Source organism: Streptomyces sp. NPDC000345, from assembly GCF_042898825.1.
Lineage (GTDB): Bacteria > Actinomycetota > Actinomycetes > Streptomycetales > Streptomycetaceae > Streptomyces.
Genome location: NZ_JBIAZE010000004.1, coordinates 556,659 through 583,631 on the forward strand (window position 1 = coordinate 556,659; position 26,973 = coordinate 583,631).

Annotated in this window: 24 protein-coding genes and 2 pseudogenes; 9 read left to right on the plus strand and 17 right to left on the minus strand. The window is 72.4% G+C overall.

Features of this window, described 5'->3' with window-relative positions; genetic code table 11:
• Positions 1 to 22: 22 nt before the first annotated feature.
• Positions 23 to 238 (minus strand): annotated as a pseudogene (locus ACFY30_RS12805) (Crp/Fnr family transcriptional regulator); the annotation flags it as partial.
• Positions 239 to 485: 247 nt separating this feature from the next.
• The gene (locus ACFY30_RS12810) at positions 486 to 1,502 is read right to left on the minus strand and encodes a zinc-binding alcohol dehydrogenase family protein (RefSeq protein WP_390845283.1); all 1,017 of its coding nucleotides are present in this window, start codon (positions 1,500 to 1,502) and stop codon (positions 486 to 488) included.
• 147 nt (positions 1,503 to 1,649) lie between these two features.
• Here ACFY30_RS12810 and ACFY30_RS12815 point away from each other — a divergent pair, with 147 nt between their 5' ends.
• Together ACFY30_RS12815 and ACFY30_RS12820 are read left to right on the plus strand one after the other, a co-directional pair.
• Positions 1,650 to 2,444: a VOC family protein gene (locus ACFY30_RS12815; protein ID WP_390845215.1), complete on the plus strand. Its 795-nt coding sequence runs from the start codon at positions 1,650 to 1,652 to the stop codon at positions 2,442 to 2,444.
• A gap of 23 nt (positions 2,445 to 2,467) precedes the next feature.
• Complete coding sequence (locus ACFY30_RS12820; RefSeq protein WP_390845216.1) at positions 2,468 to 3,181, plus strand: ribonuclease H; 714 nt, start codon at positions 2,468 to 2,470, stop codon at positions 3,179 to 3,181.
• A 105-nt stretch (positions 3,182 to 3,286) separates the two neighbouring features.
• On the opposite strand, the gene ACFY30_RS12825 is transcribed toward ACFY30_RS12820, so the two are convergent.
• Positions 3,287 to 4,111 carry a tyrosinase family protein gene (locus ACFY30_RS12825; protein ID WP_390845217.1) on the minus strand — a complete coding sequence of 275 codons (825 nt, stop codon included), beginning with the start codon at positions 4,109 to 4,111 and terminating at the stop codon, positions 3,287 to 3,289.
• Positions 4,112 to 4,143: 32 nt separating this feature from the next.
• Entirely contained in the window at positions 4,144 to 4,530 is a 387-nt protein-coding gene (locus tag ACFY30_RS12830) for a tyrosinase cofactor (RefSeq protein ID WP_390657822.1), read from the minus strand.
• A gap of 356 nt (positions 4,531 to 4,886) precedes the next feature.
• Here ACFY30_RS12830 and ACFY30_RS12835 point away from each other — a divergent pair, with 356 nt between their 5' ends.
• The 3 genes from ACFY30_RS12835 to ACFY30_RS12845 all read left to right on the plus strand — a co-directional run bounded on the left by ACFY30_RS12835 (position 4,887) and on the right by ACFY30_RS12845 (position 7,839).
• Complete coding sequence (locus ACFY30_RS12835) at positions 4,887 to 6,098, plus strand: FAD-dependent monooxygenase (RefSeq protein ID WP_390845218.1); 1,212 nt, start codon at positions 4,887 to 4,889, stop codon at positions 6,096 to 6,098.
• Positions 6,099 to 6,260: 162 nt separating this feature from the next.
• Positions 6,261 to 7,244: an aldo/keto reductase gene (locus ACFY30_RS12840; RefSeq protein ID WP_390845219.1), complete on the plus strand. Its 984-nt coding sequence runs from the start codon at positions 6,261 to 6,263 to the stop codon at positions 7,242 to 7,244.
• Between the two features lie 154 nt (positions 7,245 to 7,398).
• The gene (locus tag ACFY30_RS12845) at positions 7,399 to 7,839 is read left to right on the plus strand and encodes a DUF6328 family protein (RefSeq protein ID WP_390845284.1); all 441 of its coding nucleotides are present in this window, start codon (positions 7,399 to 7,401) and stop codon (positions 7,837 to 7,839) included.
• Here the strand turns inward: ACFY30_RS12845 and ACFY30_RS12850 are convergent.
• From ACFY30_RS12850 to ACFY30_RS12870, 5 genes are all read right to left on the minus strand, one after another.
• Complete coding sequence (locus tag ACFY30_RS12850; protein ID WP_390845220.1) at positions 7,757 to 8,449, minus strand: DUF2238 domain-containing protein; 693 nt, start codon at positions 8,447 to 8,449, stop codon at positions 7,757 to 7,759. The genes ACFY30_RS12845 and ACFY30_RS12850 overlap by 83 nt on opposite strands.
• A gap of 76 nt (positions 8,450 to 8,525) precedes the next feature.
• On the minus strand, positions 8,526 to 9,572 hold the full coding sequence (locus ACFY30_RS12855; protein ID WP_390845221.1) for a hypothetical protein: 1,047 nt from the start codon (positions 9,570 to 9,572) through the stop codon (positions 8,526 to 8,528).
• 91 nt (positions 9,573 to 9,663) lie between these two features.
• Positions 9,664 to 10,635 carry an LLM class F420-dependent oxidoreductase gene (locus tag ACFY30_RS12860; RefSeq protein ID WP_390845222.1) on the minus strand — a complete coding sequence of 324 codons (972 nt, stop codon included), beginning with the start codon at positions 10,633 to 10,635 and terminating at the stop codon, positions 9,664 to 9,666.
• Positions 10,636 to 10,679: 44 nt separating this feature from the next.
• Positions 10,680 to 12,341, minus strand: a complete 1,662-nt coding sequence (locus tag ACFY30_RS12865) for a serine/threonine protein kinase (protein ID WP_390845223.1) — start codon at positions 12,339 to 12,341, stop codon at positions 10,680 to 10,682.
• 266 nt (positions 12,342 to 12,607) lie between these two features.
• Positions 12,608 to 13,819 carry a serine hydrolase domain-containing protein gene (locus tag ACFY30_RS12870; protein WP_390845285.1) on the minus strand — a complete coding sequence of 404 codons (1,212 nt, stop codon included), beginning with the start codon at positions 13,817 to 13,819 and terminating at the stop codon, positions 12,608 to 12,610.
• A gap of 332 nt (positions 13,820 to 14,151) precedes the next feature.
• Here ACFY30_RS12870 and ACFY30_RS12875 point away from each other — a divergent pair, with 332 nt between their 5' ends.
• Positions 14,152 to 15,945: a M4 family metallopeptidase gene (locus ACFY30_RS12875; RefSeq protein WP_390845224.1), complete on the plus strand. Its 1,794-nt coding sequence runs from the start codon at positions 14,152 to 14,154 to the stop codon at positions 15,943 to 15,945.
• Positions 15,946 to 15,963: 18 nt separating this feature from the next.
• On the opposite strand, the gene ACFY30_RS12880 is transcribed toward ACFY30_RS12875, so the two are convergent.
• The 5 genes and pseudogenes from ACFY30_RS12880 to ACFY30_RS12900 all read right to left on the minus strand — a co-directional run bounded on the left by ACFY30_RS12880 (position 15,964) and on the right by ACFY30_RS12900 (position 20,713).
• The gene (locus tag ACFY30_RS12880; protein ID WP_390845225.1) at positions 15,964 to 16,503 is read right to left on the minus strand and encodes a hypothetical protein; all 540 of its coding nucleotides are present in this window, start codon (positions 16,501 to 16,503) and stop codon (positions 15,964 to 15,966) included.
• Positions 16,504 to 16,703: 200 nt separating this feature from the next.
• On the minus strand, positions 16,704 to 17,057 hold the full coding sequence (locus ACFY30_RS12885; protein WP_390845226.1) for a UBP-type zinc finger domain-containing protein: 354 nt from the start codon (positions 17,055 to 17,057) through the stop codon (positions 16,704 to 16,706).
• A complete protein-coding gene (locus tag ACFY30_RS12890; protein WP_390845227.1) occupies positions 17,054 to 18,541 on the minus strand; it encodes an ATP-binding protein in 1,488 nt (495 codons plus the stop codon). Before ACFY30_RS12890 ends, ACFY30_RS12885 begins: the two co-directional genes overlap by 4 nt.
• Positions 18,538 to 20,214 (minus strand): FAD-dependent oxidoreductase, encoded by a 1,677-nt coding sequence (locus ACFY30_RS12895; protein WP_390845228.1) that lies wholly within the window; start codon positions 20,212 to 20,214, stop codon positions 18,538 to 18,540. Before ACFY30_RS12895 ends, ACFY30_RS12890 begins: the two co-directional genes overlap by 4 nt.
• 143 nt (positions 20,215 to 20,357) lie before the next feature.
• A pseudogene (locus tag ACFY30_RS12900) lies at positions 20,358 to 20,713 on the minus strand (VOC family protein).
• 70 nt (positions 20,714 to 20,783) lie between these two features.
• Between ACFY30_RS12900 and ACFY30_RS12905 the strand changes: the two are divergent.
• On the plus strand, positions 20,784 to 21,656 hold the full coding sequence (locus tag ACFY30_RS12905; protein ID WP_390845229.1) for a universal stress protein: 873 nt from the start codon (positions 20,784 to 20,786) through the stop codon (positions 21,654 to 21,656).
• Positions 21,657 to 21,681: 25 nt separating this feature from the next.
• On the opposite strand, the gene ACFY30_RS12910 is transcribed toward ACFY30_RS12905, so the two are convergent.
• The 3 genes from ACFY30_RS12910 to ACFY30_RS12920 all read right to left on the minus strand — a co-directional run bounded on the left by ACFY30_RS12910 (position 21,682) and on the right by ACFY30_RS12920 (position 24,493).
• Positions 21,682 to 22,917, minus strand: coding sequence for a DUF4032 domain-containing protein (locus ACFY30_RS12910; RefSeq protein WP_390845230.1), 1,236 nt, complete (start codon positions 22,915 to 22,917; stop codon positions 21,682 to 21,684).
• Between the two features lie 9 nt (positions 22,918 to 22,926).
• Entirely contained in the window at positions 22,927 to 23,676 is a 750-nt protein-coding gene (locus tag ACFY30_RS12915; protein WP_390845231.1) for an MBL fold metallo-hydrolase, read from the minus strand.
• Between the two features lie 181 nt (positions 23,677 to 23,857).
• Entirely contained in the window at positions 23,858 to 24,493 is a 636-nt protein-coding gene (locus ACFY30_RS12920; RefSeq protein ID WP_390845232.1) for an alpha-ketoglutarate-dependent dioxygenase AlkB, read from the minus strand.
• 121 nt (positions 24,494 to 24,614) lie between these two features.
• On the opposite strand from ACFY30_RS12920, the gene ACFY30_RS12925 reads away from it, so the two are divergent.
• Together ACFY30_RS12925 and ACFY30_RS12930 are read left to right on the plus strand one after the other, a co-directional pair.
• Positions 24,615 to 25,250, plus strand: coding sequence for a TetR/AcrR family transcriptional regulator (locus ACFY30_RS12925; RefSeq protein ID WP_390845233.1), 636 nt, complete (start codon positions 24,615 to 24,617; stop codon positions 25,248 to 25,250).
• A gap of 17 nt (positions 25,251 to 25,267) precedes the next feature.
• A complete protein-coding gene (locus tag ACFY30_RS12930; protein ID WP_390845286.1) occupies positions 25,268 to 26,941 on the plus strand; it encodes an FAD-binding dehydrogenase in 1,674 nt (557 codons plus the stop codon).
• Positions 26,942 to 26,973 lie beyond the last annotated feature (32 nt).

Below are 26,973 nucleotides of genomic sequence, written 5' to 3' on the forward strand. Positions count from 1 at the left end.
TGCCACTCGTGGTCGCCCGCCACTCAGTGTTCTCCCGGATCCCGGCGTTCTCTCGGATCCCGGCCGCGTCGGGCACGAGCAGCGCCGTCGAGTAGGAGGCGGTGACCAGGTACCGGATGAGCGAGTTGGCGTCGATTCCCATGAACCGCACGTTCAGGCCCGGTTGGAACTTCTCCGGGACGCCCGTCCGGTACAGGCCCACGACGCCCTGGTCGGCTTCGCCGGTGCGCAGTGCGAGGCGGTCGAGGGCGGGACCGGTGGCGCTGTCCGGTGTGGACAATTCCCTCCAGGAAGGTGCGCATGACGGTTGCGGATGCGTGAAGCTCGGGCGGTGATCCACGGACACCAGACAAACACCCTCCGTGACGGACGCATACAGCGCGAAAGGGGCGGTTGCGCGCCTTGAAGGTGTAAACCTTCTGAAAGGTGCGGAAGGTGCGCCATGGGTGCAACCGCTTTCCCCCCTGTGCCCCCGCGCGCCGTGATCAAGGGGATTGGGACAGGTCGTTCACCAGAACGGCAGCGCCGTCGAAACGGCCGGCCGCGAGGTCCCGCAGGGCCTGCGGGGCTGTCGAGAGGGGATAGGCGTGTGTCGTCGCACGGACACCGAGCCGGGCCGCCAGCGTCAGGAACTCCCGTGCGTCGGCCCGGGTGTTCGAGGTGACGCTGCGCACCTCCTTCTCGTAGAACAGCTCGCTCTCGTAGTGCAGCGGCGGTACGTCACTGAGGTGGATCCCGGCGACGGCCAGCACCCCGCCCCGGTCCAGCGCCCGCAGCGCGACCGGGACCAGGTCGCCGACCGGCGCGAAGAGGATCGCGCTGTCCAGCGGCTCGGGCGGCATCTCGTACGCGTCCCCCGCGGAGGCCGCCCCCAGCTCCAGCGCCAGCCGCCGGGCCGCCGCCCCGCGCGTCAGGACGTGCACCCGGGCGCCCATGGCCAGCGCCAGCTGCGCGCACAGATGGGCGCTGCCCCCGAAGCCGTACAGCCCGAGCCGGCCGCCCGGCGGCAGCGCGGCCCGCCGCAGCGCCCGGTAACCGATGATGCCCGCGCACAGCAGCGGCGCGAGCGCCACGTCGTCGAGGCCGCCCGGCAGGGGGTGGGCGAACGAGGCCGGCACGGTCGTGTACTCGGCGTAGCCGCCGTCGGCGTCCCAGCCGGTGTAGGCCGACCGGGGGCACAGGTTCTCGGCCCCCCGGGCGCAGTACGCGCACACCCCGCAGGTGCGCCGCAGCCAGGCCACCCCCACCCGGTCGCCGAGCGCGAACCCGCGCACCGCGGCGCCCAGCCCCGCCACCGCCCCGACCGCCTCGTGGCCGGGCGTCACCCCGGGACGCCGCACCGGCAGATCCCCCTCGGTGACGTGCAGGTCGGTCCGGCACACGCCGCAGGCGCGCACCCGTACGAGCAGCTCGTCCGGGCCGGGTACCGGCACCGGCCTGTGGACCAGCCGCAGGGGCTCGCCCGTCACGGGCCCCGGCTCGGCCACCGCCCACGCGCGCATCGATCCGTCCGTCATGACCCGCCCGCTTCCGCCGGAGACCGGTTCCCTCCCAGTCTGTGCCGGAGGGACGCGTTCGGCGCGCGAGCCGACGGGCGGATGACTAGCGTGAGGAACCGGACAAGTCGTCTCATCGGAAGGGCCGCCGTCATGGCCGTGCAACCAGAGGGAACCCCGTGCTGGGCCGACGCGATGTTCAGCGACGTCGAGGGCGCCAAGAACTTCTACGGCGACGTCCTCGGCTGGACGTTCGGTGAGCCGCGGTCGGAGTACGGCAACTACACGCAGGCCTACGCCGACGGAAAGGCGGTCGCCGCCGTCGTCCCGCCGATGCCCGGGCAGGAGGGCCACTCGCAGTGGTGCCTGTACTTCGCCTCCCCGGACGCCGCCGCGACCGCGGCGAAGATCCGCGCGCACCACGGCGAGGTGCTGATGGAGCCGATGCAGGTCGGCGAGTTCGGCACGATGTGCCTGGCGCGGGAGCCCAGCGGCGCGGTGTTCGGCGTCTGGCAGGCGGGCACCCACGAGGGCTTCGAGGCGCAGGCCGTCCCCGGGGCCTACGGCTGGGCCGAGGTCTTCACCCGTGAGCCCGAGAGGGCGGACACGTTCTTCTCCTCCGTCTTCCCCTACACCGCGCGGCAGATGGAGGACGACAACGTCGACTTCCGCATGTTCAACGTGGGCGACACCACGGTCCTCGGCAGGATGAGGATGACGGAGGAGTTCCCGCCCGAGGTGCCCTCGTACATCAACGTCTACTTCGTCGTCGAGGACTGCGACGACGCCGTGGCGAAGGCGACCAAGCTCGGCGGGATCCTGCGGTTCGGGCCGATGGACAGCCCCTACGGGCGGTTCGCGGCCCTCAGCGACCCGCAGGGGGCGAACTTCTCGGTCATCGACCTCGCGCACACGAAGGGTGAGCTGCCCGAGACCAGACCGGTCTGACCGGACCCCCGCCCGGCCATGGCATGATCGTGCTCATGCGTGAACGTGTGGTGGCCGCGTGCGACGGGGCTTCGAAGGGAAACCCGGGGCCGGCCGGCTGGGCATGGGTGGTGGCCGACGACGCGGAGGCGCCGGCCCGCTGGGAGGCGGGAGCGCTCGGCAGGGCCACCAACAACGTCGCCGAACTCACCGCGCTGGAGCGCCTGCTGGCCTCGACCGACCCGGCCGTGCCGCTCGAGGTCCGGATGGACTCGCAGTACGCGATGAAGGCCGTCACCACCTGGCTGCCCGGCTGGAAGCGCAACGGCTGGAAGACCGCGGCCGGCAAGCCGGTCGCCAACCAGGAACTCGTCGTGCGGATCGACGAACTGCTCGACGGACGCTCCGTCGAGTTCCGTTACGTGCCCGCCCACCAGGTCGACGGCGACCGGCTCAACGACTTCGCCGACCGCGCCGCCAGCCAGGCGGCGAGCGTCCAGGAGGCGGCGGGCAGCGAACTGGGCTCCCCGGAGCCGCCGCCCTCGCCGGACACCCCGAAGGGCAGGACCTCGTCGAAGCCGGCGCGCTCCGGCGGGGGGAAGTCCCCCCGCCGGAGCGGCGGTTCGTCGTCCCGCACCATCAAGGCCAAGTTCCCCGGCCGCTGCGCGTGCGGGCGGACGTATGCGGCGGGGGAGCCGATCGCCAAGAACGACCAGGGCTGGGGTCACCCGGAGTGCCGGACGGCGGCCGCCGGGTGACCGCTGCGCCGGACGGGCGGGCCGCCCGGACGGCGGTCTGCGGCCGGGCCCTCGGGCAGGCCGCCGCAGGTCACCCGTGATGCGCGGGGCGAACCGTTTCGTCGGTCAGTCCGTGTCGAACGTGTAGTGAGCGGTGTGATCGAGCAGCGCCGCCGGGGTCGTGTCGTTCCAGGGCTTCATCGTCTCGTTCAGATCGACGACGTTCGGCGTCCCCGCCGCCGGGACGTACGAGGACCCCGGGTGCCGGCGCTGCCACTCGGCCCACAGCTTGTCGATGTAGGCGTGGTGCAGCCAGAACACCGGATCGTTGGGGGAGACCCCGGTGGCCATCTGCCCGCCGACCCACACATGCACCCGGTTGTGCAGATTGACCCCGCGCCACCCTTCCAGATGGTTGCGGAAGCCGTCGGAGGCGCTGTTCCAGGGCGCGGTGTCGTACGTGGCCATCGCCAGCACCGAGTCGACCTCGGCCCGGGTCGGCAGCTCGCGCACGCCGGTGCCGAGGGACCGCCGCAGGAAGGTGCGGCCGTCCACCCGGACGTTGATCGGCCACTTCCCGGCCGGTGCGGCGAACGGCCCGTCCGTCACCTGCCCGTCCCGGCTGCGTCCGGTGCCGCCCAGGAAGTCCGGCGCCCACAGCGAGGAGCGCGGCGAACGGTCGGTGGTCCAGTCCCAGTACGGCAGTGCCACCGACGCGTCCACCGACTGCAGTGCCCGCTCGAACTCCAGCAGGAACCTGCGGTGCCAGGGCAGGAAGGACGGCGAGCGGTGGCCCGTGCGCTCGCCGTTGTCGGTGTCCCCGACGATGAACGCGTTGTGCGTGGTGACGAAGGTGTCGTAGCGGCCGCTGCGCTTGAGTTCGAGGACGGCGGCGACGAAGCGCCGCTTCTCCTCCGTGCTGAGGGACGCCTGGTTCTTGCGGACGGTCATGTGCGGATGCTCCCGAGGTGCTTGCGGGCGGGTCAGTGGGCGGAGGGGGCGGGGAAGGGCAGCAGCCGGGCGCCCTGCAGTTCGTCGACCGCGGCACGGGCGGCGGCCCTCGGGGTGGGCACCGGGTCGTAGTGGCTGACCACGCTGATCCAGCTGCCGTCGGCGTTGCGCATCACGTGCAGCTCGACGCCGTCCACGTACACGGCGTAACCGCCGCCGTGGTGATGGCCGCCCCCGGAGGACGGCCGGCCCTGTATCCGGCGGCCCTTGTAGACCTCGTCGAAGGATTCGGGGGAGCCGGTGCCGTGGTCGTGGTCGCTCGCCCGCGCGGCGGTGGCGGTGGCGGCGGCGGTGATCATCGTGGCGCCGGCGAGGGCGGTCGCGGCCGTGAGCGCGCGGCGACGGCTGAGTTCGGGCATGCGGCATCTCCTGGGGTGGGTTCGGTGGACGACCCCGCATGCCTATCGAGCGCTCCGAGCGCGGGAGAAATCCTTCGGGACCGGTTGGCTGCGATCCGGACAATCCCGCACATGTAGTGCAATCTTTAACCGGGATGATCTTGGCGCTTTCGCGCTCCCGAGAGGGCGGAAGGGGCAATTCCTTTCCGGCGAGGCCCCCCTTCTGGTGATCTTTCGCCCGGCGGTGGCGCGCCCGTGGTGTGGCTCACGTGCGGAAAGTGGCGGAATCGAGGGGATGGGGCGTCCGTGCCGGGGCTCCGCGCGCTGCTACCCTGCGTCGTCAACTCATCACATCAGGTCATTCCTGGGGGTAATGCGTGAAGGTCGCCTGTGTCGGCGGCGGGCCCGCCGGCCTGTATCTCTCGATCCTGCTCAAGCGGCAGGACCCGTCCCACGACGTCACCGTCTTCGAGCGCGACCCGGAGGGCTCGACCTACGGCTGGGGCGTCACCTACTGGCAGGGACTCCTCGACAGACTCCGTGTCCACGACCCCGAGTCGGCCCGCGCGATCGAGGAACACTCCGTCGTGTGGAACCAGGGCGTCGCCCATGTAGGGGACCTGTCGACCCGTCAGCCCGGCGACGAGGGCCACGGCATCGGCCGTCACAAGCTGCTGGAGATCCTCACCGCCCGCGCCCGCGCACTCGGCGTCCGCCTGCAGTTCGACCACGAGATCACCGCCGAGGACCCGCCGGACGCCGACCTGGTCGTGGCCGGCGACGGCGTCCACAGCGCCCTGCGCACCCACCACGCCGACCACTTCGGCGCGGAGCTCACCCCCGGCCGCAACTCCTATGTCTGGCTCGGCACCACCAAGGTCTTCGACTCCTTCACCTTCGCCTTCGTGGAGACCGAGCACGGCTGGATCTGGTGCTACGGCTACCCCTTCAGCCCCGCACGGAGCACCTGTGTCATCGAGTGCGCCCCCGAGACCTGCGCCGGACTCGGCCTCGACCGGGCGAACGAGGCCGACGCGCTTGCCCGTCTGGAGAAGCTGTTCGCGCACATCCTCGACGGCCACCCCCTGATCGGCCGGTCCGCCACCGACGGCAGCTCCCAGTGGCTGACCTTCCGCACCCTCACCAACCGCACCTGGCACCGCGGCAACCTGGTCCTCCTCGGCGACGCCGCCCACACCACCCACTACTCCATCGGCGCGGGCACCACCCTCGCCCTGGAGGACGCCATCGCCCTGGCCGACGCGCTGCGGGAGAACGACGGCCTCCCGCAGGCCCTCGCCCGCTACGAACGGGAACGCCGGTCCGCCCTGCTCTCCCCGCAGAGCGCCGCCCGCTACAGCGCCCAGTGGTACGAGAACCTCTCCCGGTACATCCATCTGCCCCCGGAGCAGATGTTCGCCCTGCTCGGCCAGCGCCACTCGCCCCTGCTGCCGTACGTCCCGCCCCAGCTGTACTACCGCCTCGACCGGGCGGCCGGACAGCTGGAGGCCCTGCGCCGGTTCAAGCGCTGGCTCGGACCGAAGATCGCCCGGAGCGCGCACACGAGGGCCCTGGCCTCGCGCAAGTAGCGCCCCGCCCGGGTGAGGGCGTGCGTCCCGCCGCAGGCCGACAGCAGGAACCGCTCCCGTGAACGATTCCTCGGCGGCGGGCCGGAATCACCGGTGCCGGGACGCCGGCGGGCCGGAGCCGCCGGTTCCGCACCCGGCCGCGGCGGATGACAGACTGACGCCATGGAAGAGCGCGAATTCGGCAGGTCCGGTCAGCACGCATCCGTCGTCGGTCTCGGCACCTGGCAACTGGGCGCCGACTGGGGCGACGTGGACGACAAGCAGGCCCTCACGGTCCTGGAGGCGGCGGCCGAGTCGGGGGTGACCTTCTTCGACACCGCCGATGTCTACGGCGACGGACGCAGCGAGCAGACCATCGCCACCTTCCTGAGCAGCCGTCCCGACCTGCACGTGCTGGTCGCCACCAAGATGGGCCGCCGCGTCGAGCAGATCCCCGAGAACTACGTCCTGGACAACTTCCGCGCCTGGAACGACCGCTCCCGCCGCAACCTCGGCGTCGACCGCGTCGACCTGGTGCAGCTGCACTGCCCGCCCACCCCCGTCTACTCCAGCGACGAGGTCTTCGACGCCCTCGACACCCTCGTCGAGGAGGAGCGCGTCGCCCACTACGGCGTCAGCGTCGAGACCTGCGCCGAGGCGCTCACCGCCATCGCCCGGCCCGGCGTGGCCGCCGTGCAGATCATCCTCAACCCCTTCCGCATGAAGCCCCTGCTCGAAGTGCTCCCGGCGGCCCGGGAGGCCGGCGTCGGGATCATCGCCCGCGTCCCGCTCGCCTCCGGCCTGCTGTCCGGCAAGTACACCAGGGACACCGTCTTCCCGGAGAACGACCACCGCACCTACAACCGGCACGGCGAGGCCTTCGACCAGGGCGAGACCTTCTCCGGCGTCGACTACGCCACCGGCGTCGAGGCCGCCGCCGAGTTCGCCGCCCTCGCCCCCGAGGGGTACACCCCGGCCCAGCTCGCCCTGCGCTGGATCGTCCAGCAGCCCGGGGTGACCACGGTGATCCCGGGGGCCCGCTCGCCCGAGCAGGCCCGTGCCAACGCGGAGGCCGCCAGGCTGCCCGAACTCTCCGGCCAGACCCTCGCGGCGGTCCGCGACCTCTACGACCGCAGGATCAAGGAACAGGTCGAGAGCCGCTGGTAGCAGGCCACGGGAGCCGATCGGAGAAGATCGCCGCTCACGGGGTACTCGCGGGGAGAGACGGACCAGTCACGAACCGGGAGGACACGTGTCGGACACGGCGGGGACCGAGCGGCGCAGAGGGCGCGACGAGACCGAGGAGGAGAGAGCGGACCGGATGTGGGGTGAGCTGATCCAGGAGGTCCGCGTCGCCCAGACCGGTGTGCAGATCCTCTTCGGTTTCCTGCTGACCGTCGTGTTCACCCCGCGCTACGCGGACCTGCAGCAGATCGACAAGAACATCTACATCGTGACGGTGGTGCTGGGCGCCTGCGCGACCGGCGCCCTCATCGGACCCGTCTCCCTGCACCGCATCGTCGCCGGGCGGCGGGTCAAGCCGCAGGCCGTGCGGTGGGCGTCCCGGCTGACCTTCATCGGCCTGATCCTGCTGCTCGCCACCATGACGGCCGCGCTGCTGCTGATCCTGCGCGTGGCCACCCACGACGCCTACGTGCCCTGGCTGGTCGCGGCCGTGCTCATGTGGTACGCGCTGTGCTGGTTCGGAATACCGTTGTGGACGCGCCGTCGCCATACGTCGCGCTCGGAGCCAACGCGCTGAGCTGCCGGTCGTGCAGCCGCCCGAGCAGCAGCACCGAGACCGTGGCGCCGATCAGCGCGCAGAACATGTCCCACTGCGTGTCCCACACATCGCCCTGGGTGGCGAGGAACGCGTCCGCGGCCTGCCCGCCGATCACCGCCGCCGCCCATTCGAACATCTCGAAGACGGCGCTGAACGCCAGGCAGGCGCACACGGTCAGCGGCGCCAGCCAGCGGCTGCCGCGCAGCGGCGACGTACGGCTGAGCAGCTCCCGGACCAGGATCGCCGGTACGAACCCCTGCATGAGGTGGCCGAACCGGTCGTACGGATTGCGCTCCAGGCCGAACGCGTCCCGCGCCCAGTCGCCGAGCGGCACGCGCGCGTACGTGTAGTGGCCGCCCAGGGCGAGGACCAGCGCATGGCACGCGAGCAGACAGCACAGCAGTCCGGTGAGGGGGAACCGCCGCCAGGTCAGCAGGATCACCGGCAGGCCGACCAGCGCCCACACCGTCTCCAGGAGCCAGGTGGTGGGGTCGTAGGCGTGCCAGGCCGACAGGGCCAGGCCCGCGACCACCAGCCCGGCGCACACGGCGGGCAGGGAACTGCGCGGTGCGGGACGTACAGCGGACATCGGGGCGCTCCTTGAAGGATGAACGTTTTGGAGCCCCCATCGTCGGGCCGGGTGCCCGGCGGCGGCATGAGTACGGCTACTCAGCTCCGGCCGTGTGTCCGCGCGCTCCGCGCAGGGCCGCGATGCAGGAGCCGAGCGCCTGCTGGAGTTCCTCCAACTGCCGCACCATGTCGTCCTCGTAGAACTCCTGGGCGTCGTCGAAGGTCAGCTCCTCGAAGACCTTCGTCGCGCGCTGCAGGCCGCTGTAGAACCTGGTGCGCCGCTCCTGGACCCGCAGCTCGGGATCGGCCTCCACGGTCTCCACCACGAGGGTCCGCATCGTGTCGTAGGCCTCGGCCGCCCACTCGCCGGCGTCCTCGCCCTCGTCCAGCTCGTCGATCAGCGACAGGTGCCGCTCGGCCTCCTGACGCAGGGCTGCGGGCGCGTCGACGATCTGCCCGGCCGGGGTCTTGACCTGCCCGGACTCGGCGATCTGGCGGACATAGCCGATGCGGTCCGCCGAGCGGCTCTCGGTCGCCACGGCCTTCTTCAAATCGTCGGTGCGCACGACGTCCCGCGCCAGCTCGGCCTGGAGCTCCGGATCCTCCTTGAGGCGGTCCAGAAGAGCGGCGCGGGCCGCGCGGGCGGTGGAGGGGTCGGCGAGGATCGCGGCGCGCAGGGCCGTCGGGTTCTCGGCGACCTCCAGCGCCTTCGTCGGCCTGATGCCCTCCGCCTCGGCGGCCTCGGCGATCGCCGTACCGCGCTCGGAGGCGGCGCTGGACCGGGAGACGTAGTACGCCGGCCAGAAGTCGGCGTCCGGCAGCTCGATTTCCTGGCCCGGCGCCAGCTCCTCGAAGTGCGGGACGAGACCGTCGTCGGCGGCGCGGTCCCATGCCTTGTAGTAGCGCATCACGCGCTCCGGCGAGCAGCCCGCCAGCTCCGCGAACTCCCGCGCGGACACCTTCGGCGTCTCGTCCGCGCCCTGCCCGCCCGGCCGGACACTGCGCGCCACCATCAGCCCGAAGGCCCATCCGCCGGTGCGCGCGTAGACTCCGAACTCCCGCGCGTCACGCGCCACGAGGTCGGACAGGGGTGCGGGGCCGTCCTCGGCGGACGTCTCGGGCAGGTCGATCGCCAGGGTCACGGATGGTCTCCTCGGGAGGCTGCGGGCGTGGGCATGTGCCGACCGGCAGCCTATATGCACCCGTTGACCCTGGTTTGCCGGACGGTGACGGTCAGCCGAAGGCATCCCGCAGCGCGGGCAGCAGTGTCTTCTCCGACCAGTCCAGATACGCCGGCTGCGTGTCCCCGCCGATCTGCACCAGGGCGACCTCGGTGAACCCGGCCTCCGCGTACGGGCGTACGGCCTCGACGAAGTCGTCCGGGTCGTCCCCGCAGGGGATCGAGGCGGCCACGTCGTCGGGTGTCACGAACTGCGTCGCGGACTCGTAGGAGTCGGGGTGGGGCAGTTCGGAGTTCACCTTCCAGCCGCTGCCGAACCAGCGGAACTGCGCGTGCGCCCGCTTCACGGCCGTGTCGCGGTCGGGGTCGTGGCAGACGGGGAGCTGCCCGACCCGCGGCTTGCCCGTTCCGCCGTGCCGGTCGAAGGCCTCCAGCAGACCCGCCTTGGGCTCGGTCGCGATCACGAGGTCGGCGAGCCGCCCCGCGATCCCGCAGGACCGCTCGCCCGACACGGCGATCCCGATCGGCGGCGGTTCGTCGGGCAGGTCCCACAACCGCGCCGAGTCCACGTCGAAGTGGGGGCCGTGCCGTGTCACATGACCGCCCTCGAACAGCGCGCGGATGATCTCCACGGCCTCCTCGAGCATCTCGTGCCGTACGTCCACCGACGGCCAGCCGCCGCCCACCACGTGCTCGTTGAGGTTCTCCCCGGAGCCCAGGCCCAGCCGGAAGCGCCCCTCGGACAGCAGTTGCATCGTCGCCGCCTTCTGCGCCACCACCGCCGGGTGGTAGCGGAAGGTCGGACACGTCACGTACGTCATCAGCGGAATGCGCGAGGTGGCCTGCGCGGCCGCGCCGAGTACGCTCCACGCGTACGGCGAGTGGCCCTGGGAGCGCAGCCACGGGAAGTAGTGGTCCGACGTCACCGAGAAGTCGAAGCCCGCCTCCTCCGCGCGCACCAGATGGCCGACCAGTTCACGCGGGCCGGCCTGCTCGGTCATCATCGTGTATCCGATTCGCACCATACGGCCCGAGTCCCCGTCGGCCGGGGGAGGATTCCGGCCCCGGGTCAGGCGGCCGAGCCCGGCCGGAACGTGCTCAGGAACGTGTCCAGTGCCTGCCGGCTGGCAGCCTTCTCCCAGTCGGCCGCGGGCGTCGTCCAGCGCAGCGAGAAACTGCGGTGCCCGCCGAGCAGGAAGCCCCGGCCGAAGGTGCGGACCTGGTCGCCGCCGACGTCCGAAACCCACTCCATGTCGGCGGCCTCGTACCCCTGGTACGTGGTCGCCTCGATCGCGCCGATCCGCCGGAATCCCGCATCGTTGCGCAGGCCCGGCTCCACGTCGTCGCGCCAGACGGCCACCGGGTCCGTCCCGGCCCGCGTGCTGTAGGTCACCGCGAGGGTCCGCGGATCGCCGTCCGCGCCGAAGGTGACCCGGTACGCCACACCGGTCTGCTGCCGCGTGTCCAGCCGCTTCCACCCCTTGGGCAGGGCGACCGAGAAGCCCTCGGGCGCGCGGTAGACGCGGTAACCGGCCGGGAGGGCGTCGACGGAGGCCGTGGGGGAGGGGGTGGGGGAGGCCGCGCGGGAGGGCGGGGTGGCGCTGGGTGACGGCGCGGGCGCGGCGGAGGCGGTGCCGGTGGACGGGCCCGCCGTCGCAGTGGCTCTGTCGCCCGCCTCACCGGAGTCCTCGCCGGAGGGCGCGGTGGACACCGACGGCTGGGCCGGGGGTCCGCCGGCCGACGTGTCCTCGGTGCCGGGCAGCTGGTGGGTCACGGCGAGGGCGGCGACCGCCACCGTGACGACGGCCAGCGCCGTCCCGGCGGCCATGGCCCGGCCGCTCCACTGCGGCCCGATGTGCCGGGCCGCGGCGCAGGCGCGCCGCAGCCGGGGGGCCGGCAGGACGGCGTGCGGGTCCTCGTCCAGCACCCGGGTCAGGGCCTGGCGCACCGTCGTCCGGGTCAGCCGCTCCCGGGAGTCCTTGCGCAGCAGCCCCTGCACGGTCGGGGCGAGCGGGCCCGCCCGCAGCGGGGTGCGCAGCGGCAGCCGGTCCACGCCCCGCAGTGTGCCCTCGGGCCGGTCCCGGTCCCGGTACGGCGGCCGCCCCTCGACCATCGTGTAGAGGATCGCGCCCAGCGCCCACAGGTCGGCCGCCGGGCCGATCCGCTCGTCACGGGCCTGTTCCGGGGAGGCGTACGCCGGGGCGGCCAGCCTCGGCACGAGCGTCGCGCCCGCCAGACCGAAGCCGGTGACCACGAGCGGGCCCCGTGCCCTTACGAACAGCTGGCCCGGGCTGAGCTCGCCGTGTGTGATGCCCTCGCCGTGCGCGGACTCCAGCACGTCGAGCAGCCCGAGTCCGATCGTGGCCGCCCTGGCCGGGCTGAAGGGGCCCTTCTGGTCCATGAGTTGGCCGAGCGGCAGACCGTCGATCCACTCGGTGACGGTCCACAGGGAACCCCCTTCCGTCAGCGCGTCGACGACGGTGGCGATCCGGCCGGGGCACACCGCGGCCATCGTCTCCGACATCCGCACCACCCGGTCGGCGGCCTGGCAGGCCTCCTCCTCGCCCAGGCCGGGCGGCAGGCCGATCCGGGTGACCAGGCACGGCCGCGCCCCCTGCACGTCCTCGCCGTACCAGCTGACCCGGTTGGTCTCGCGGTGTACGACGTCGAGGAGCCGGTACCTGCCGGCGATCAACTCGTGCGTGGAGACATGCGCCTTGACCATGGTCATCCTTCGCTGAACCCCCGGTGTTCTCCTTTCCCGGGAGTACGGGGAGCACGTGGGGGTCCGTTCAAAGGAACCGTGACTCCGGCGTGATTCCTGTCTTTCATTCAAGGGCGCCGAGCGTGTGTGCGAAAAAATGAATTACCGAGAGGCGTCCAGGCGTGTAACCAGCGGTAAACGGCTCCCGGACGGCCGGACCGTGCTAGAGGGCGAAAGCGTTCCCGCGGCTCGTGGCCCCTTTCGACCGGACGCCTCCCCGGGGATTTCCCCTTTTATCGGCGTGCATGCTCGGCGTCGTCCTGTGGGGCGACGGCCGCCCGGGTGGCCGCGTCCTTGCCGCAGAACGCCGCCTCCAGGGTGCGCAGCATCGTGGCGTGCAGCGGGGCGCTGTTCGAGGCGTTGGCGAGCGCCGCGAGGTTGCGCCGGCCGTCGCCGGAGGTGAACGCGTAGGTGTAGTAGCCCTGCACGGCACCCGTGTGACCGTACACGGACACCCCGCACGACAGCGTGCGGCGCCGCAGGCCGAGGCCGTAGGACTGGGTGCCGCCCGCCGGGACCCAGCGCCGCATCTCCTTCAGAGAGGCGGAGGACATGAGTTTGCCGCGCAGGAGCGCCGACAGGAACGTGTCGAGGTCCTTCGTGCTGGAGATGAGGGCGCCGGCGCTCTGCGCCCAGGACACCGTCTGCCGGGTCGCGTCGACCAGGGCGCCGCCGGTGGTGTCCGGGGTGAGGTAGCCGCGGGTGTGACGGCCGGGGACGGCCGTGCCGGGGTGGACGTAGAAGGTGTCGCTCAGCCGCAGCGGCTCGATGACGCGCTTCCGGTACGCCGTGGCCACGGGCTGCCCCGTCAGCTTCTCGATGAGCAGGCCCGCGACGACGAAGTTGGTGTTGGAGTACGAGTAGGCGCCGCCCGGCGCGGTCGTGCGGGGGTGCCGCAGGGAGCGGTCCACCAGCTGACGGTAGGTGAAGACCTTGGTGCGGACCGCCTCGAAGCCGGAGACGGACCGGGCGAACATGTCGTCGCTGTAGTCGTACAGGCCGCTGCGGTGGCTCAGGACGTGCCGCACGGTGATCCGGTCGTCGGGCAGCAGCCCCGGCAGATAGCGGTTGACCGGCGCGTCGAGCACCAGCCGCCCCTCGTCGACGAGTTGCAGCAGCACGACGGCGGAGAACGTCTTGGTGACACTGCCGATGCGGAAGCGGTCGGCGTTGCTCAGCGCCCGGCGGGTCCGCCGGTCGGCGACGCCCACGGCCGCCTTGTGCACGGTGCCCCGGTCGTCGAGCCGCGCCATCGCTCCGGGCGCGCCCTGGTTCACGGCCGTGCGCAGCACGCCCCGCAGCGCTGTCAGGTCGGGCTGCGGCAGCGCGGCGGCGGCCGGTGCGGTAGGTGCCGGGGCGGGGAGAGCCGGGGCGGGGAGCGGACGGGCCGGCGCGGCATGGGCCGGGGCCGGCAGGAGGGACACCAGTGCGGCGGCCGCGCACAGCGCCGTCGAGACACCGCCGAACCGTCGTGCCCGGTGCGTCGGCCGACGGTCGTTCGATGCGAGATCGGTCACATTCACCCGGGGCAACCTTCTTCCGTCACGTCACATCTCCACAGGCGACGCACAGTTGGTCGCTCGGCGCCCACCCTGCGTCACGGATTTGCCAAGTATTGCCATGAAAGCCCGGTAAAGCGATGATTTCCGCTTTACATGCACATGACTCATCCGTAAGGGTGGGGCTCCGGGGCCCGACCAGCCCCCTTGGCGCTCAACGGCGCCATGTCTCACGGCGGTTGGGGATCCCGGCCGCCTGAACGAAGGAACCCTCACCTTTGCGTAGAGCAGCCATACGCAGCCTGGCGGTCGCCGTCGCCGTCACCACGGCCGCAACGGGCCTGGCAGGCACGGCCTTCGCGGGCCCGTCCGCGGGGGAGACGCGGGCCACGACCTCCGCCGACGCGCAGGGCACCGCCGTGGTGCGGGCCGCCCGCGCCGCCGCGTTCGCCCACGCGACCGCCACCGGTGTCGGCCAGGACGACGAACTGCAGCCGCAGGACGTGCTGATCGACCCCGAGGGCGGCCGTCACGTCCGGTTCGTGCGGACCCATCAGGGCCTGCCGGTCCTCGGCGGCGACCTCGTCGTCCACCTCACCAGGAGCCTCGCCTACGCCGGCGTGACCCGCGCCGCCGACCACACGGTCGCTCCCGGCAGCGCCAAGGCCAAGCTGACGGCCGCCCAGGCCGAGGCGAAGGCCGCCGCCGTCGCCAAGGGCGACGCCGAGAGCGCCGAACTCGTGGTCGACGCCCGCGGCGGCGCCTCGGCCCTGGCCTACCAGGTCCGGGTGACCGACAGCGACACCACCGAGGCCGGCGGCTCCCGCACGGTCGTCGTCGACGCCGTCACCGGCAAGGTGCGCAGCAACACGCCCGACAGCGACGAGTTCCTCTCGCCCAAGCTGGTCGACACCCTGCGCGAGCGCGGGGAGACCCTCGACCCCGCCACCGGCACCGCGCCGCTGTCCTCGGGCCTCACCGCGGCGCCCTCGGCCGCCGCGCGCTACCCCTCCACCGCCAAGGGCACCGGCAACTCGCTCTTCGTCGGCAAGGTGCCGCTCACCACCACCCGCACCGCGGCGCGCAGCTACCTGCTGAAGGACCCCACCCACTGGGGCACCGAGACGCGGGACGCGAAGAACAAGGAGCAGGAGAACTTCGCGCGCGGCACGAAGTTCACCAGCAGCACCAACAAGTGGGGCAACGGCGCCGTCTCCAGCCGCGCCAGCGCCGCCGTCGACGCCCAGTACGGCATCACCCAGACGCTGGACTTCTACAAGAAGACCTTCGGCCGCAAGGGCATCGAGAACAACAGCAAGGGCGCCCGCGCCATGGTCCACTTCGGCAACAAGGTGGCCAACGCGTTCTGGGACCCGGCCTGCGACTGCATGCTGTACGGCGACGGCGACGGCCAGATGTTCAAGAAGCCCCTCGTCGTCCTGGACGTGACCGGGCACGAGCTCACCCACGGCGTCGTCGACGCGACCGCCCGTCTCGAGCCGACCTTCGTGGACGGCGAAGGCAACCAGTACGGTGAGCCGGGGTCGCTGAACGAGTCCCTCGCGGACATCTTCGGCTCCAACGTCGAGTTCAGCGCCAACAACCCCAAGAACCCGCCGAACTACCTGATCGGCGAGAAGCTGGGGCTCGACCAGAAGTTCCTGCGCCGCCTCGACAAGCCGTCCCTGGACGTCCTCGAGGGCACGATCGACTACTGGTCGCCGGAGACGTACTACACCGAGGTCCACGCCGGCTCGGGTGTCTCCTCGCACGCCTACTACCTGCTCGCCGAGGGCAGCGGCGTCAAGAAGATCGGCACGGTCACCTACGACTCGCCGACCTACAACGGTGCCGCGGTGAAGGGCATCGGCCGCGCCAAGGCCACCAAGATCTTCTACCGGGCCCTGACCCGCTACATGGTCTCCTCGACCGACTTCCACGACGCGCGCGTCGCGACGCTGAAGGCGGCCCGGGACCTGTACGGCCAGGACAGCGTGGAGTTCAAGACGGTGAACAAGGCCTGGGCCGCCGTCAACGTGACCTCGGCGAACGTGCCGCCCGCCGTGCGCTGACGGCGTCGGCCCGCCCCGTCAGTAGTCGGGGCAGAGATGGGTGTGCACGGCGTCGGCGATCCGCGTGCTCTTGACGCGGCCGAAGCCGTCCGGGTGGCCGGGAGAGGTGAAGCGCTGCATCGCGGCGCCGATCTGCTTCTCCCGGTCACCGGGGTGGTCGTGGATCGTGGCGCACTGGTTCCGGCCGCGCTCGACGGCCTTGTCCTCCTCGTCGTGCACGATGTCCGGATCGATCGCGGTCAGCGCGCGGACGTAGGCGGCCTCGCCGTTGGCGTCGGGGCGGGGCGGCAGAGCCGCCCCGCCCTTCTTCGTCTGCCGGCTCGTCGCGGACGGGCGCGCGGACGTGCCGCTCGCCGGCTCCGGAGCGGCGGAGGCCGTGCCGGAGGCCGCCGGCGTCTTCGTGCCGCCCGCCGGGGCCGTCGTACGCGCGGCCGAGGTCTGTCCACCGGCCGCCGGTTCCCGGCCGCTCCCGCTCGGCTCGCCCGAGCCGCAGGCGGTGAGGACGGCGGCGGCGAGGGCGCAGGACGCCAGAGCGGCTGCGGTGGTGCGGTGGTTCACGGGTCTCCCGGTGCCTGCGGTACGACGGCTGAGCTCCGTGAGCGTATGGGCTGCTTGTATGCCTGCGAGAGGCGTTCACCTCCCTTGCCGGGGTGGTGACGAGGCGTCAGGGGGCGTGCGGACCGAGCTCGCGCGCCCATGCCTCCGGACACCCGTCCAGGTGACGCCCCTCGCCCGATCACCCGCGGCCCGGCGCCACCTCAGCGGTGCAGTGACCGTGCCCAGTCCGCCGGCACCCGGCCCGCCGGACCCGGTGCCGGCTGGTCCGCGGGACGGCTGACCGGCGGCGCCAACTCCGGCCCCGATGCGTAGAGTTCGTCGGTCGAGTAGTCCCAGAACCACTCCTCGCCCGGCTCGAAGCTGCGCACGACCGGATGCCCGGTCGCCCTGTAGTGGGCGGTGGCGTGCCGGGCGGGGGAGGAGTCGCAGCAGCCGATGTGGCCGCAGTCGGCGCAGCGCCGCAGATGGAACCACCAGCCCCCGGCCTCCTCGCACTCCACGCAGCCGGTGCCGCTGGGCGGGACGGTCGGGTCGATGGCGTTGCCGTCGGTCATGCGGGCTCCTCGGCGGGCTGGGACCCGGGCTCCGGCCCGGGATCCGAAGGGGGCGCGGGCGCGGTCAGCGGCAGCAGGACCTGGAAGCGGGTGTCGCCCGGCGCGGACTCCACCTGGAGGCTGCCGTGGTGCTTGTTGACGACGATCCGCCAGGAGATGTCCAGACCGAGACCGGTGCCCTCGCCCACCGGCTTGGTGGTGAAGAACGGGTCGAAGATACGGCCGCGGATGTCCGGCGGGACACCGGGGCCGGTGTCGCGGAACTCCACCAGCAGCCGGTCGCCCTCCCGTGCCGTGCGCACGGTCAGCGTGCCCTCCCCGCCCGCGCTGTCGATCGCGAACACGGCGTTGTCGACGAGGTTCGTCCACACCTGGTTCAGCTCGGCCGGGTAGGCCGGCACCTCCGGGAGCGTCCGGTCGTAGTCCTTGACGACCTCGATGCGCTGCCCGATCTTCCCCGACAGCATCAGCAGGGTGCTGTCGAGGAGTTCGTGGACGTCGACGGTCCGGAACGGCGCGCGGTCGAGCTGCGAGTACTGCTTGGCCGCGTCGACGAGGTGGGAGATGCGGTTGGTGGAGTCGTCGATCTCGTCCATCAACAGCTCTGTCTCGACCGTGTAGTTGAGCCACCCGACCGCGCCCGGCAGGGTGTCCTCGTCGACGGCGTCGGCGACCTGCTCCAGCCAGTCCACGTCGAGTCCCGCCTGCACGAACGTCGGCGCGATCCGCCAGCCCTCCGGGATGCCGTGGTCGTCCAGCCAGTCGCCGAGCGCGTCCTCCCGGTCGGACGCCTCCAGGGGGCTCAGCACCGGTGCCTTGGCGACCAGTTCGGCCGTGCGCTCCTGGATCTCGATCAGCCGGGTCAGCGCCTCCGGGTCGTACGCGCCGGAGGCGATCACGGCGAGCTTGTGCCGCATCTTCGCCACCCGCTCGCGCAGCGTGGCGGTGGCCCGGACGGCCGCCGCCGCGGGGTTGTTCAGCTCGTGCGTGAGCCCGGCCGACAACGACCCCAGGGCCAGCAGACGCTCCCGCTGGCCGACGGCCCGCTGCATGTTCTTCGACCCGAAGAACAGTCCCTCCAGCAGATGGGCGGCCATCGGGAACCACTCCTGCATCACCGCCGCGAACGACTCGGCGGGCAGCACGAAGAACCGCGTCGGCTCGGTCACCCGCATCGAGTTGTTGTAGACCTGCGGCACCCGGTCCCCGAGATACGCCTGCATGGCCCCCGCGTACACCCCGCGCTGCGAGGTGCGGCTGACCTCCACGTCGTCCCCGCCGACCCGGCGGTACAGCACGACCGTGCCCTCGATCATCACGTAGAAGCAGGTCGCCGGATCGCCCTCGGTGTAGACCGGTCCGGGGTCGAACCGCTCCACCCGCCCCTCCTGGCACAGCCGTCCGAGCTGCTCCGGGGAGAGCTTCTCGAACAGGAACAGCGAGCTGACCTCAGCCGGGTTGCACGGCATCGGACGCCCGCTCATGACTGCTCCAGATACCGGTGGACGAGCATCACGGCCATGGCTCCCTCTCCTACGGCGGACGCGACCCGCTTCGCGGACTCGGCGCGCGCGTCGCCCGCCACGAACACGCCCGGAACGCTGGTCTCCAGGTGGTACGGCGGCCGGTCCAGCTCCCAGCCCGCCGGCGGCCGCCCGTCCGGCGTGAGGTCGGGCCCGGCCAGGATGAAACCGCGCTCGTCGCGCAGGACGGTCCCGTCCAGCCAGTCGGTCAGCGGGGCCGCGCCGATGAACACGAACATCCACTGGGCGTCGACGAGTTCGGTCTCCCCCGTCGTCACGTCCCGCAGCGTCAGCCGCTCCAGATGGCCGTCGCCGTGCGCGGACTCCACGACCGTGCGGCCGCGCACGAAGATGTTGGACGACTCCTCGATCTGCTGGATCAGGTAGTGCGACATCGACGCCGCCAGGGACTCGCCGCGCACCAGCAGCGTCACCGACTTGGCGCCCCGCGCCAGGTACATCGCCGCCTGCCCGGCCGAGTTGGCCCCGCCCACGATGTACACGTCCTGCCCCTGGCAGGACGCCGCCTCGGTCAGCGCCGACCCGTAGAACACCCCGCAGCCGGTCAGGTCGTCACAGCCCGGCGCCGCCAGCTGCCGGTAGGACACGCCCGTCGCGAGGATCACGCTGTGCGCGGCCACCGCCGAGCCGTCCGAGAACCGTACGACCCGCGCTGATCCGCTGACCTCCAGCCCGGTCACCTCGCGCGCGGTGAGGATCTCGGCGCCGAACTTCGCCGCCTGCCGCCGCGCCCGGTCCGTGAGCTGCGCCCCGGACACGCCGTCCGGGAAGCCCAGGTAGTTCTCGATGCGCGAGCTCTGCCCGGCCTGCCCGCCGGTCGCCGACCGCTCCACGAGCACCGTCCGCAGGCCCTCGGAGGCGCCGTACACCGCCGCGCCCAGCCCCGCCGGGCCGCCGCCGATGACCACCAGGTCGTAGAAGCCGGCCGTCGGCGTCGTCGCCAGACCCACGTGCGCGGCCAGCTCCGGTGCGTCCGGCTCGACCAGTGGCCGGCCCTCCGGGGTGATCACCAGCGGCAGCCGCTGCCCGTCCGCCCCCGCCGCGGCGAGCAGCCGCTGCCCCTCGGGCTCGTCGGAGGAGTACCAGCGGTAGGGCACCTGGTTGCGGGCCAGGAACTCCCGTACGTCCGAGGAGCGCGCCGACCAGCGGTGCCCGACCACCTTCGTCGCGGGCACGGGCCGGTGGTCGCTCGCCCGCCACGCCTGAAGCAGATCGTCCAGGACCGGGTAGAGCTTCTCCTCCGGCGGGTCCCAGGGCTTGAGCAGGTAGTGGTCGAGGTCCACGACGTTGATGGCGTCGATCGCCGCGTTCGTGTCCGCGTACGCGGTCAGCAGCACCCGGCGGGCGCCCGGATACACGTCCAGGGCCTGTTCGAGGAACTCGATGCCGTTCATCTGCGGCATGCGGTAGTCGGCCAGGATCACGGCCACCAGGTCACCGCGCAGCTTCAGCTCGCGCAGCGCCTCCAGCGCGGACTCGCCGGACTCCGCCCGGACGATCCGGTACGAGGCGCCGTAGCGGCGCCGCAGGTCACGGGCGACGGCACGGGATACCCCCGGGTCGTCGTCCACGGTCAGGATGACGGTCCGCGCTGTTTCGGCGGCCTGTGTCATACGTCTCCCACCCCGAGAGCGGTCAGGACTCGCGGACGCGGCGTACCCCGCGCCGGCTCCGCCCATCGTATGTTCGATCGTGGCGGTCCGCGCAGGTATGACCGGAGGCCGTGCGCTCCCGGTTCAGGGCGGGGCGCGGACGGTCAAGACGCCGGCCGCTCGCCCAGCACACGGGACTCGTTGCCCTCGGGGCCGGCCGGCACCCCCCAGGGCTGCTCGCCCTGGCCGACGCCCGCGTGCCGCGCCCCAGGGACAGCGGCCGGTGCACCTCGGCCCGCTGGTCGTCGGGGCGGAAATCCAGAGGGAGCCGGTTCGTGCCCTGCTTGCCCTCCGGGACCGGGGCGAAGAGCAGGCCCGGCAGCCGGTCGGGGCCCGGACGGATCTCGTACGCGTCGGGCGCGTTGTTGACCACCGCCCAGCCGGGCACCGTCGCCCCCCAGCTGCCCAGAGCCACCGGATCGAGGGCGTCCACGTTCAACTGTTCCCATTCCGAGGTCATGTCCCGCAGCGCAGTGAAGGTAGTGAAGACTGTGCGGGGACGAGTGATCGCCACACAAGGAGGCAGCGTGATGACGGGCCCGATCACGGCAGGGGTCGACGGGACGGACGAGAGCCTCGCGGCGCTCGCCTGGGCGGCCCGCGAGGCCGTACGGCGGGACACGGCGCTGCGGGTGGTGCACGCCTGGCGGTTCGAGCCGGACACGGCGCCCGAGGTGGCCGACCGGGACGCCCAGCAGGAGTGGGTGCGGGATGCCGTCGAGCGGGCCGTCGCGACCGCCACCGAGCGGTACCCGGGGTTGTCCGTCACCACCGACGTCGTCGAGGGCCACCCGGTGGAGACGCTGGTCGCCGCGGCGGCGGACGCGGAGCTGCTGGTGCTCGGCTCGCGCGGGCACGGCCCCGTGGTCGGGTTCCTGCTGGGCTCCGTCGGCCAGCAGGTGATCGCCGAGGCCACCCGCCCGGTCGTCCTCGTCCGGGCCGGCGACAAGGCGTCCTCCGAGGTGGCCGGGCACGAGATCGTCGTCGGCCAGCAGGGTGAGCCCGAGGACAGCGCCCCCACGCTGCGGTTCGCCTTCGAGACGGCCGCCGCGCGCGGCGCGAGCGTGCGCGTCGTACGCGCCTGGACCCTGCCCCCGGTGTTCGCCTACAGCCCCGGTTCGCTCAGGCTGCTCGACGAGGCCGGCGGCCTGGAGCCGTTCGAGCGCAAGGCCCTCGCCGACGCCGTGCGGCCGTGGCGCGAGCGGTATCCGGACGTGCACGTCGTGGAGCACGTGGAGATCGGCAGCGCGGGGCAGGTGCTGCTGTCGGTGGCCGGCCGGGCCCAGCTGATGGTCGTCGGCCGGCGGGCCCACCGCACCGCCGTGGGCGCCCGCATCGGCTCCGTCGCCCACGGCGTCCTGCACCACGCCGACTGCCCGGTCGCCGTCGTCCCCCACGACTGAACCCGGCGCCCCCGGGCGCCCCGACTCACTCGGGCACGGTCGGCTCCAGGGTCTCCCGTGCCCGGGGCAGGATGTTCCTGATGTAGTCCTCGACCGCCGTGTCGAGGCCGATGTCGTGCTGCGCCTGCTCCGACAGGTACCAGCGGTGTTCCAGCAGCTCGTGGTAGATCTCCGCCGGGTCCATGGAGCCGCGCAGTTCGAGCGGTACCTCGCGCACGGTGGGCCGGAACACGTCCCGCACCCACCGGTGGGCCAGCACCTCGGGCCGCGCGGCGAGGGGGTCGCCCGGCGCGTAGTCGTCCTGGGTCGCCATCCAGCTCTCCAGGTCGTTCAGCAGCCGCCGGGCCTGGTTCTCCTCGGTGTCCAGACCGGTCAGCCGCAGCAGCTGCCGCTGGTGGTGGCCGGCGTCGACGACCTTCGGCACGAAGGTGACGGTGTCACCGTTGGAGGAGTGCTCGATCTGCATCTCGGCGACGTCGAAGCCGAGGTCGTTCAGCCGGCGGATCCGGCGCTCGATGTAGTGGTACTTGCCCGCCGGGTACACCGAGGTGCGGGTCAGCTCCTCCCACAGCGCGCCGTAGCGGGCACAGATCTCCATGCCGAACTCGATCGGGTCCACCGAGGGGTGCAGTGCCCCGGACGCCTCCAGGTCCAGCAGCTCCCCGCTGATGTTGACGCGGGCGAGATCGAGGTCGTACTCCCGCTGGCCGGGGCTGAGCTGCGGGTGCAGATCGCCCGTCTCGGCGTCCACGAGATAGGCGGCGTAGGCGCCCGCGTCCCGCCGGAACAGCGTGTTGGACAGCGAGCAGTCGCCCCACGCGAACCCGGCGAGATGCAGCCGCACCAGCAGCACGGCGAGGGCGTCCATCAGCCGGTGCATGGTCGCCGGGCGCATCGTCGTCTCGAACATCGACCGGTACGGCATCGAGCCGCCGAGATGCCGGGTGACCAGCACCGACTCCAGCGGGTTGCCGGAGCCGTCGGTACGGCCGGTGACCACGGCCAGGGGATCCACCGAAGGGATGCCGATCCGGTCCAGGTCGCGCAGCAGCTCGTACTCGCGCAGCGCCGGACGCTCGGCCAGCTCCTTGACGGCGATCACCTCGTCACCGGCGCGCGCGTAGCGCACCACGTGACGGGAGATGCCGCGCGGCAGCGGGACGAGGACCTCCTCGGGCCACTCCTCCAGGGGCAGGTGCCAGGGCAGCTCCAGGAGGAGTGCCGGATGCTCCGGGTTCGTGGCGCTGATCTGCAAAGCCATGGCCCGACCTTAGACGGCGCGTTCGCGGGCCTGCCGGGCGGCCGCCTTGACGGACCCCCGGTGCACCGGCCCGTGCCCCGGCAGCAGCACGTCGGCGTCCAGCGTCTCCAGCACGTCCAAGGAGGCCACCGCGCGGGCACGCTCGTGGTGGAACATGTCCGGCAGCAGCTGCGGCCCCCGCAGCCGGGAGGTCCGGTGCCCGCTCACCAGGGCGTCGCCCGAGATCACCATCCCGGCGTCCGGAAGATGGAAGACGGTGTGACCGACCGTGTGCCCGGGGGTGTGCACGGGAACCGGCCGGCCGGGCAGGTCGAGCGGGGCGTCCGTGACCGGGAACGCCTCGGGCGCGGTCACCGGGTGCTGCTCGGTGCCGCCGCGGCGCAGTACGTGCACCGTCCATGGCAGCACCCCGGGGCGCCAGGCGTTCCGCAGCACCTCCCCGACGGTGACCTGCTGGAGGAAGTCCCGGCGGGCGTGCGGGACTTCGGCCTCGTGGAGAAGGACCGGGGTGCCGTACACCGCGCGCAGGTGCTCCGCGGAGCCCAGGTGGTCGTTGTGGGCGTGCGTGATCAGTACGGCCGTGACCGCTTCCGGTGAACTGCCCACCGCCGCCAGGGAGTCCAGCAGCTGCTGCCGGTCGCCGGGGTAGCCGGTGTCGATCAGGGTGACCGCGTCGCCGTCGCTGAGGATCACCCAGTTGGTGTGGGAGCCGTGTACCAGGTGGATGCCGTCCGCCACGTGCCGTACGTCCACGCCCATGATCGTCGCCCCGAGTGGTGAGAAGCCTGTCCGTCGAGCACAGCAAAGCAGATCAGGAGGGGGATGCCGACGGCGGGGCGGCGCGCACCCGGGGAGGAACCTCGTCGGCCCGGCCCGGGTCGTGCCGCGGCCGGGGGCCGGGCAAGCCCGGGGGCGCGGGGGCGGCCGGTGCCGCCCGGGCTCACCGCACCCCGCGCGGCCGGAACTGGACGCTGATGCGCGGTCCGGCGGCGCGGGCCGACTTCGGGACGCAGTGCTCCCAGGTGCGCTGGCAGGAGCCGCCCATCACGATCAGGTCGCCGTGGCCCAGGGGGCGCCGTACGGTCTCGCCGCCGTGCGCGTGCGCGGGGCGCAGCAGCAGATCGCGCGGTGCGCCCACGGAGAGGATCGCGACCATCGTGTCCTCCAGGGCGCCCCGCCCGATGCGGTCGCCGTGCCAGGCGACGCTGTCCCGGCCGTCGCGGTAGTAGCACAGGCCGGCCGTCACGAAGGGCTCGCCCAGCTCCTCGGCGTAGTGCGCGCTCAGCGCCCGCCGGGCTTCCGTCAGCAGGGGGTGCGGCAGGTCCTCGTCCGCCGCGTAGAAGGCCAGCAGGCGCGGTACGGCGACGACGTTGTCGTACATCTTCCGGCGCTCCGCGCGCCACGGCACCTCGGTCACCAGGTGTTCGAACAGCGTGTCCGACCCGTTGAGCCAGCCCGGCAGTACGTCGATCCAGGCGCCCGAGCCGAGCGCGGTGCGCCGCAGCCCGGTCAGGGGGCCGAGCCGCGGCTCCTCGGTCTGGTCGAAGAGGGAGCCCTGGAGGTGGTGCGCGGTCATGGTGCCAGCGTACGCCTAATCGAAAATGTGTTCCATGTGACTGAATCCGAGCGGGGCTGTCCGAGTTCTTTCGATACATCGATGCATCCGATACATTCGCGTATCGAACGGAGGTCCGGCAGTGGCGACGGAACAGAACGAACGGGCGACCGGGCGCGTCACCAGACGCCGGGTGCGGACCCGTTCCAACCTGCTCGACGCCGCCTTCGGCGTGTTCGCCGCCAAGGGCTTCGGGCGGGTCTCCATCGAGGAGGTCTGCGAGGCGGCCGGCTACAGCCGAGGCGCCTTCTACTCCAACTTCGCCACCCTGGACGAGCTGTTCTTCGCGCTCTACCGCCAGCGCGCCGAGCTGATCGCCCGGCAGGTGGCCGACGCCCTCGCCGGCGACGGACCGGACCTCGACGTACCGGCCTCCGTGGACCGCGTCACCGACGTGCTCCTCCTCGACCTCGACTGGCTGCTGGTGAAGACGGACTTCCTGGTGCACGCCGCCCGTGACCCGGCCGTCGCGCAGAGCCTCCTGGAACACCGGGCCAGGCTGCGCCGCGCGATCGCCGACCGGCTCGCCCGGGCCCGCGGCCACACGCCCCTGCCCGCCGTCCTGGGCGACGCCGACGCCGCCGCCCACGCGGTCGTCGCCGCCTACGACGGCGTCACCACCCAGCTGCTGCTCGACAAGGACGTGGACGGGGCCCGCGCCTGGCTCAAGCAACTGCTCACCGCGCTGCTGACCGACGGCAGCACCCCTACCGAATGAGAAAGGCAACGGTCGCCATGGACGCGGACGTCATCGTCGTCGGAGCGGGCCTCGCGGGCCTCGTCGCGGCGCACGAACTCACCAGCAGGGGCAGGCGGGTCGCCCTGGTCGACCAGGAGAACGCCGCCAACCTCGGTGGCCAGGCGTTCTGGTCCTTCGGCGGGCTGTTCCTCGTGGACTCCCCGGAGCAGCGCCGGCTCGGCATCAAGGACTCCCTCGACCTCGCCTGGAACGACTGGCAGGGCAGCGCGCGGTTCGACCGCACCGACGACGAGGACTCCTGGGCGCTGCGCTGGGCGCGCGCCTACGTCGAGTGGGCGGCGGGGGAGAAGCGGAGCTGGCTGACCGGGCACGGGATCAGCCTGCTGCCCACGGTCGGCTGGGCCGAGCGCGGCGATCTGCGCGCCGACGGGCACGGCAACTCCGTCCCCCGCTTCCACGTCGCCTGGGGCACCGGGACCGGAGTGGTCGAGCCGTTCGCCCGCTACGCCGAGCAGGCCGCGAAGGACGGGCTGCTGACCTTCCACCACCGCCACCGCGTCGACGAGCTGGTCATCGAGGACGGTACGGCCCGCGGGGTGCGGGGCACGGTCCTCGCCGCCGACGACTCGCCCCGCGGTGTCGCCTCCAACCGCGACGTCGTGGGCGAGTTCGAGCTGACCGCCCAGGCCGTGGTCGTCACCAGCGGCGGCATCGGCGCCAACCACGAGATGGTGCGCCGCTACTGGCCCGAACGCCTCGGCACCCCGCCCACCGAGATGGTCACCGGTGTCCCCGCCTACGTCGACGGCCGCATGCTCGACATCAGCGCCGAGGCGGGCGTCAGGCTGGTCAACCGCGACCGCATGTGGCACTACACCGAGGGCATCCAGAACTGGGACTCCATCTGGCCCGGCCACGGCATCCGCATCCTGCCCGGCCCGTCCTCGATGTGGTTCGACGCCCTCGGCCGCCGGCTGCCCGACCCGTGCCTGCCGGGCTACGACACCCTCAACACGCTCAAGCACCTGCGCACCACCGAGGACATCGCCGCGTACGGCCACTCCTGGTTCGTGCTCAGCCAGAAGATCGTCGAGAAGGAGTTCGCGCTCTCCGGCTCCGAGCAGAACCCCGACATCACCGCCAAGGACCGCAGGGCCGTCCTGCGCGACCGGCTCCTCGGCAAGGGCGCCCCCGCCCCCGTGCAGGCGTTCCTCGACCACGGCGCCGACTTCGTCGTCGCGGACACCCTCGACCGGCTCGTCGAGAAGATGAACGCCCTGACCGACAAGCCCCTGCTCGACGCGGACGGCCTGCGCCGCCAGATCCGGGCCCGCGACCTGCAGATCGACAACCCGTACAGCAAGGACGCCCAGGTGCAGGGCATCCGCAACGCCCGCCGCTACATCGGCGACCGCCTCGGCCGCGTGGCGACCCCGCACCGCATCCTCGACCCGCAGGCCGGCCCGCTGATCGCGGTCAAACTGCACGTCCTCACCCGCAAGACCCTCGGCGGCATCCAGACCGACCTCGACTCGCGCGCCCTGGGCGCCGACGGACAGCCGGTCGAGGGCCTGTACGCGGCCGGCGAGGTCGCCGGCTTCGGCGGCGGCGGCGTCCACGGCTACAACGCGCTCGAAGGCACCTTCCTCGGCGGCTGCCTGTTCTCGGGCCGCGCGGCGGGCCGGGCGGCGGCGAAGCAGACGGGCTGACACCCGCGACCGGTGCGGCCGAGACCGACGTC

Bases quoted from the DNA above. Each gene is read 5' to 3' on its own strand.
- ACFY30_RS12810 (WP_390845283.1), bottom strand. From the start codon at position 1,502: ATGCGCGCGTGGGCGGTGGCCGAGCCGGGGCCCGTGACGGGCGAGCCC.
- ACFY30_RS12815 (WP_390845215.1), top strand. From the start codon at position 1,650: ATGGCCGTGCAACCAGAGGGAACCCCGTGCTGGGCCGACGCGATGTTC.
- ACFY30_RS12820 (WP_390845216.1), top strand. From the start codon at position 2,468: ATGATCGTGCTCATGCGTGAACGTGTGGTGGCCGCGTGCGACGGGGCT.
- ACFY30_RS12825 (WP_390845217.1), bottom strand. From the start codon at position 4,111: ATGACCGTCCGCAAGAACCAGGCGTCCCTCAGCACGGAGGAGAAGCGG.
- ACFY30_RS12830 (WP_390657822.1), bottom strand. From the start codon at position 4,530: ATGCCCGAACTCAGCCGTCGCCGCGCGCTCACGGCCGCGACCGCCCTC.
- ACFY30_RS12840 (WP_390845219.1), top strand. From the start codon at position 6,261: ATGGAAGAGCGCGAATTCGGCAGGTCCGGTCAGCACGCATCCGTCGTC.
- ACFY30_RS12845 (WP_390845284.1), top strand. From the start codon at position 7,399: ATGTGGGGTGAGCTGATCCAGGAGGTCCGCGTCGCCCAGACCGGTGTG.
- ACFY30_RS12850 (WP_390845220.1), bottom strand. From the start codon at position 8,449: ATGTCCGCTGTACGTCCCGCACCGCGCAGTTCCCTGCCCGCCGTGTGC.
- ACFY30_RS12860 (WP_390845222.1), bottom strand. From the start codon at position 10,635: ATGGTGCGAATCGGATACACGATGATGACCGAGCAGGCCGGCCCGCGT.
- ACFY30_RS12865 (WP_390845223.1), bottom strand. From the start codon at position 12,341: ATGACCATGGTCAAGGCGCATGTCTCCACGCACGAGTTGATCGCCGGC.
- ACFY30_RS12885 (WP_390845226.1), bottom strand. From the start codon at position 17,057: ATGACCGACGGCAACGCCATCGACCCGACCGTCCCGCCCAGCGGCACC.
- ACFY30_RS12890 (WP_390845227.1), bottom strand. From the start codon at position 18,541: ATGAGCGGGCGTCCGATGCCGTGCAACCCGGCTGAGGTCAGCTCGCTG.
- ACFY30_RS12895 (WP_390845228.1), bottom strand. From the start codon at position 20,214: ATGACACAGGCCGCCGAAACAGCGCGGACCGTCATCCTGACCGTGGAC.
- ACFY30_RS12905 (WP_390845229.1), top strand. From the start codon at position 20,784: ATGACGGGCCCGATCACGGCAGGGGTCGACGGGACGGACGAGAGCCTC.
- ACFY30_RS12910 (WP_390845230.1), bottom strand. From the start codon at position 22,917: ATGGCTTTGCAGATCAGCGCCACGAACCCGGAGCATCCGGCACTCCTC.
- ACFY30_RS12915 (WP_390845231.1), bottom strand. From the start codon at position 23,676: ATGGGCGTGGACGTACGGCACGTGGCGGACGGCATCCACCTGGTACAC.
- ACFY30_RS12920 (WP_390845232.1), bottom strand. From the start codon at position 24,493: ATGACCGCGCACCACCTCCAGGGCTCCCTCTTCGACCAGACCGAGGAG.
- ACFY30_RS12930 (WP_390845286.1), top strand. From the start codon at position 25,268: ATGGACGCGGACGTCATCGTCGTCGGAGCGGGCCTCGCGGGCCTCGTC.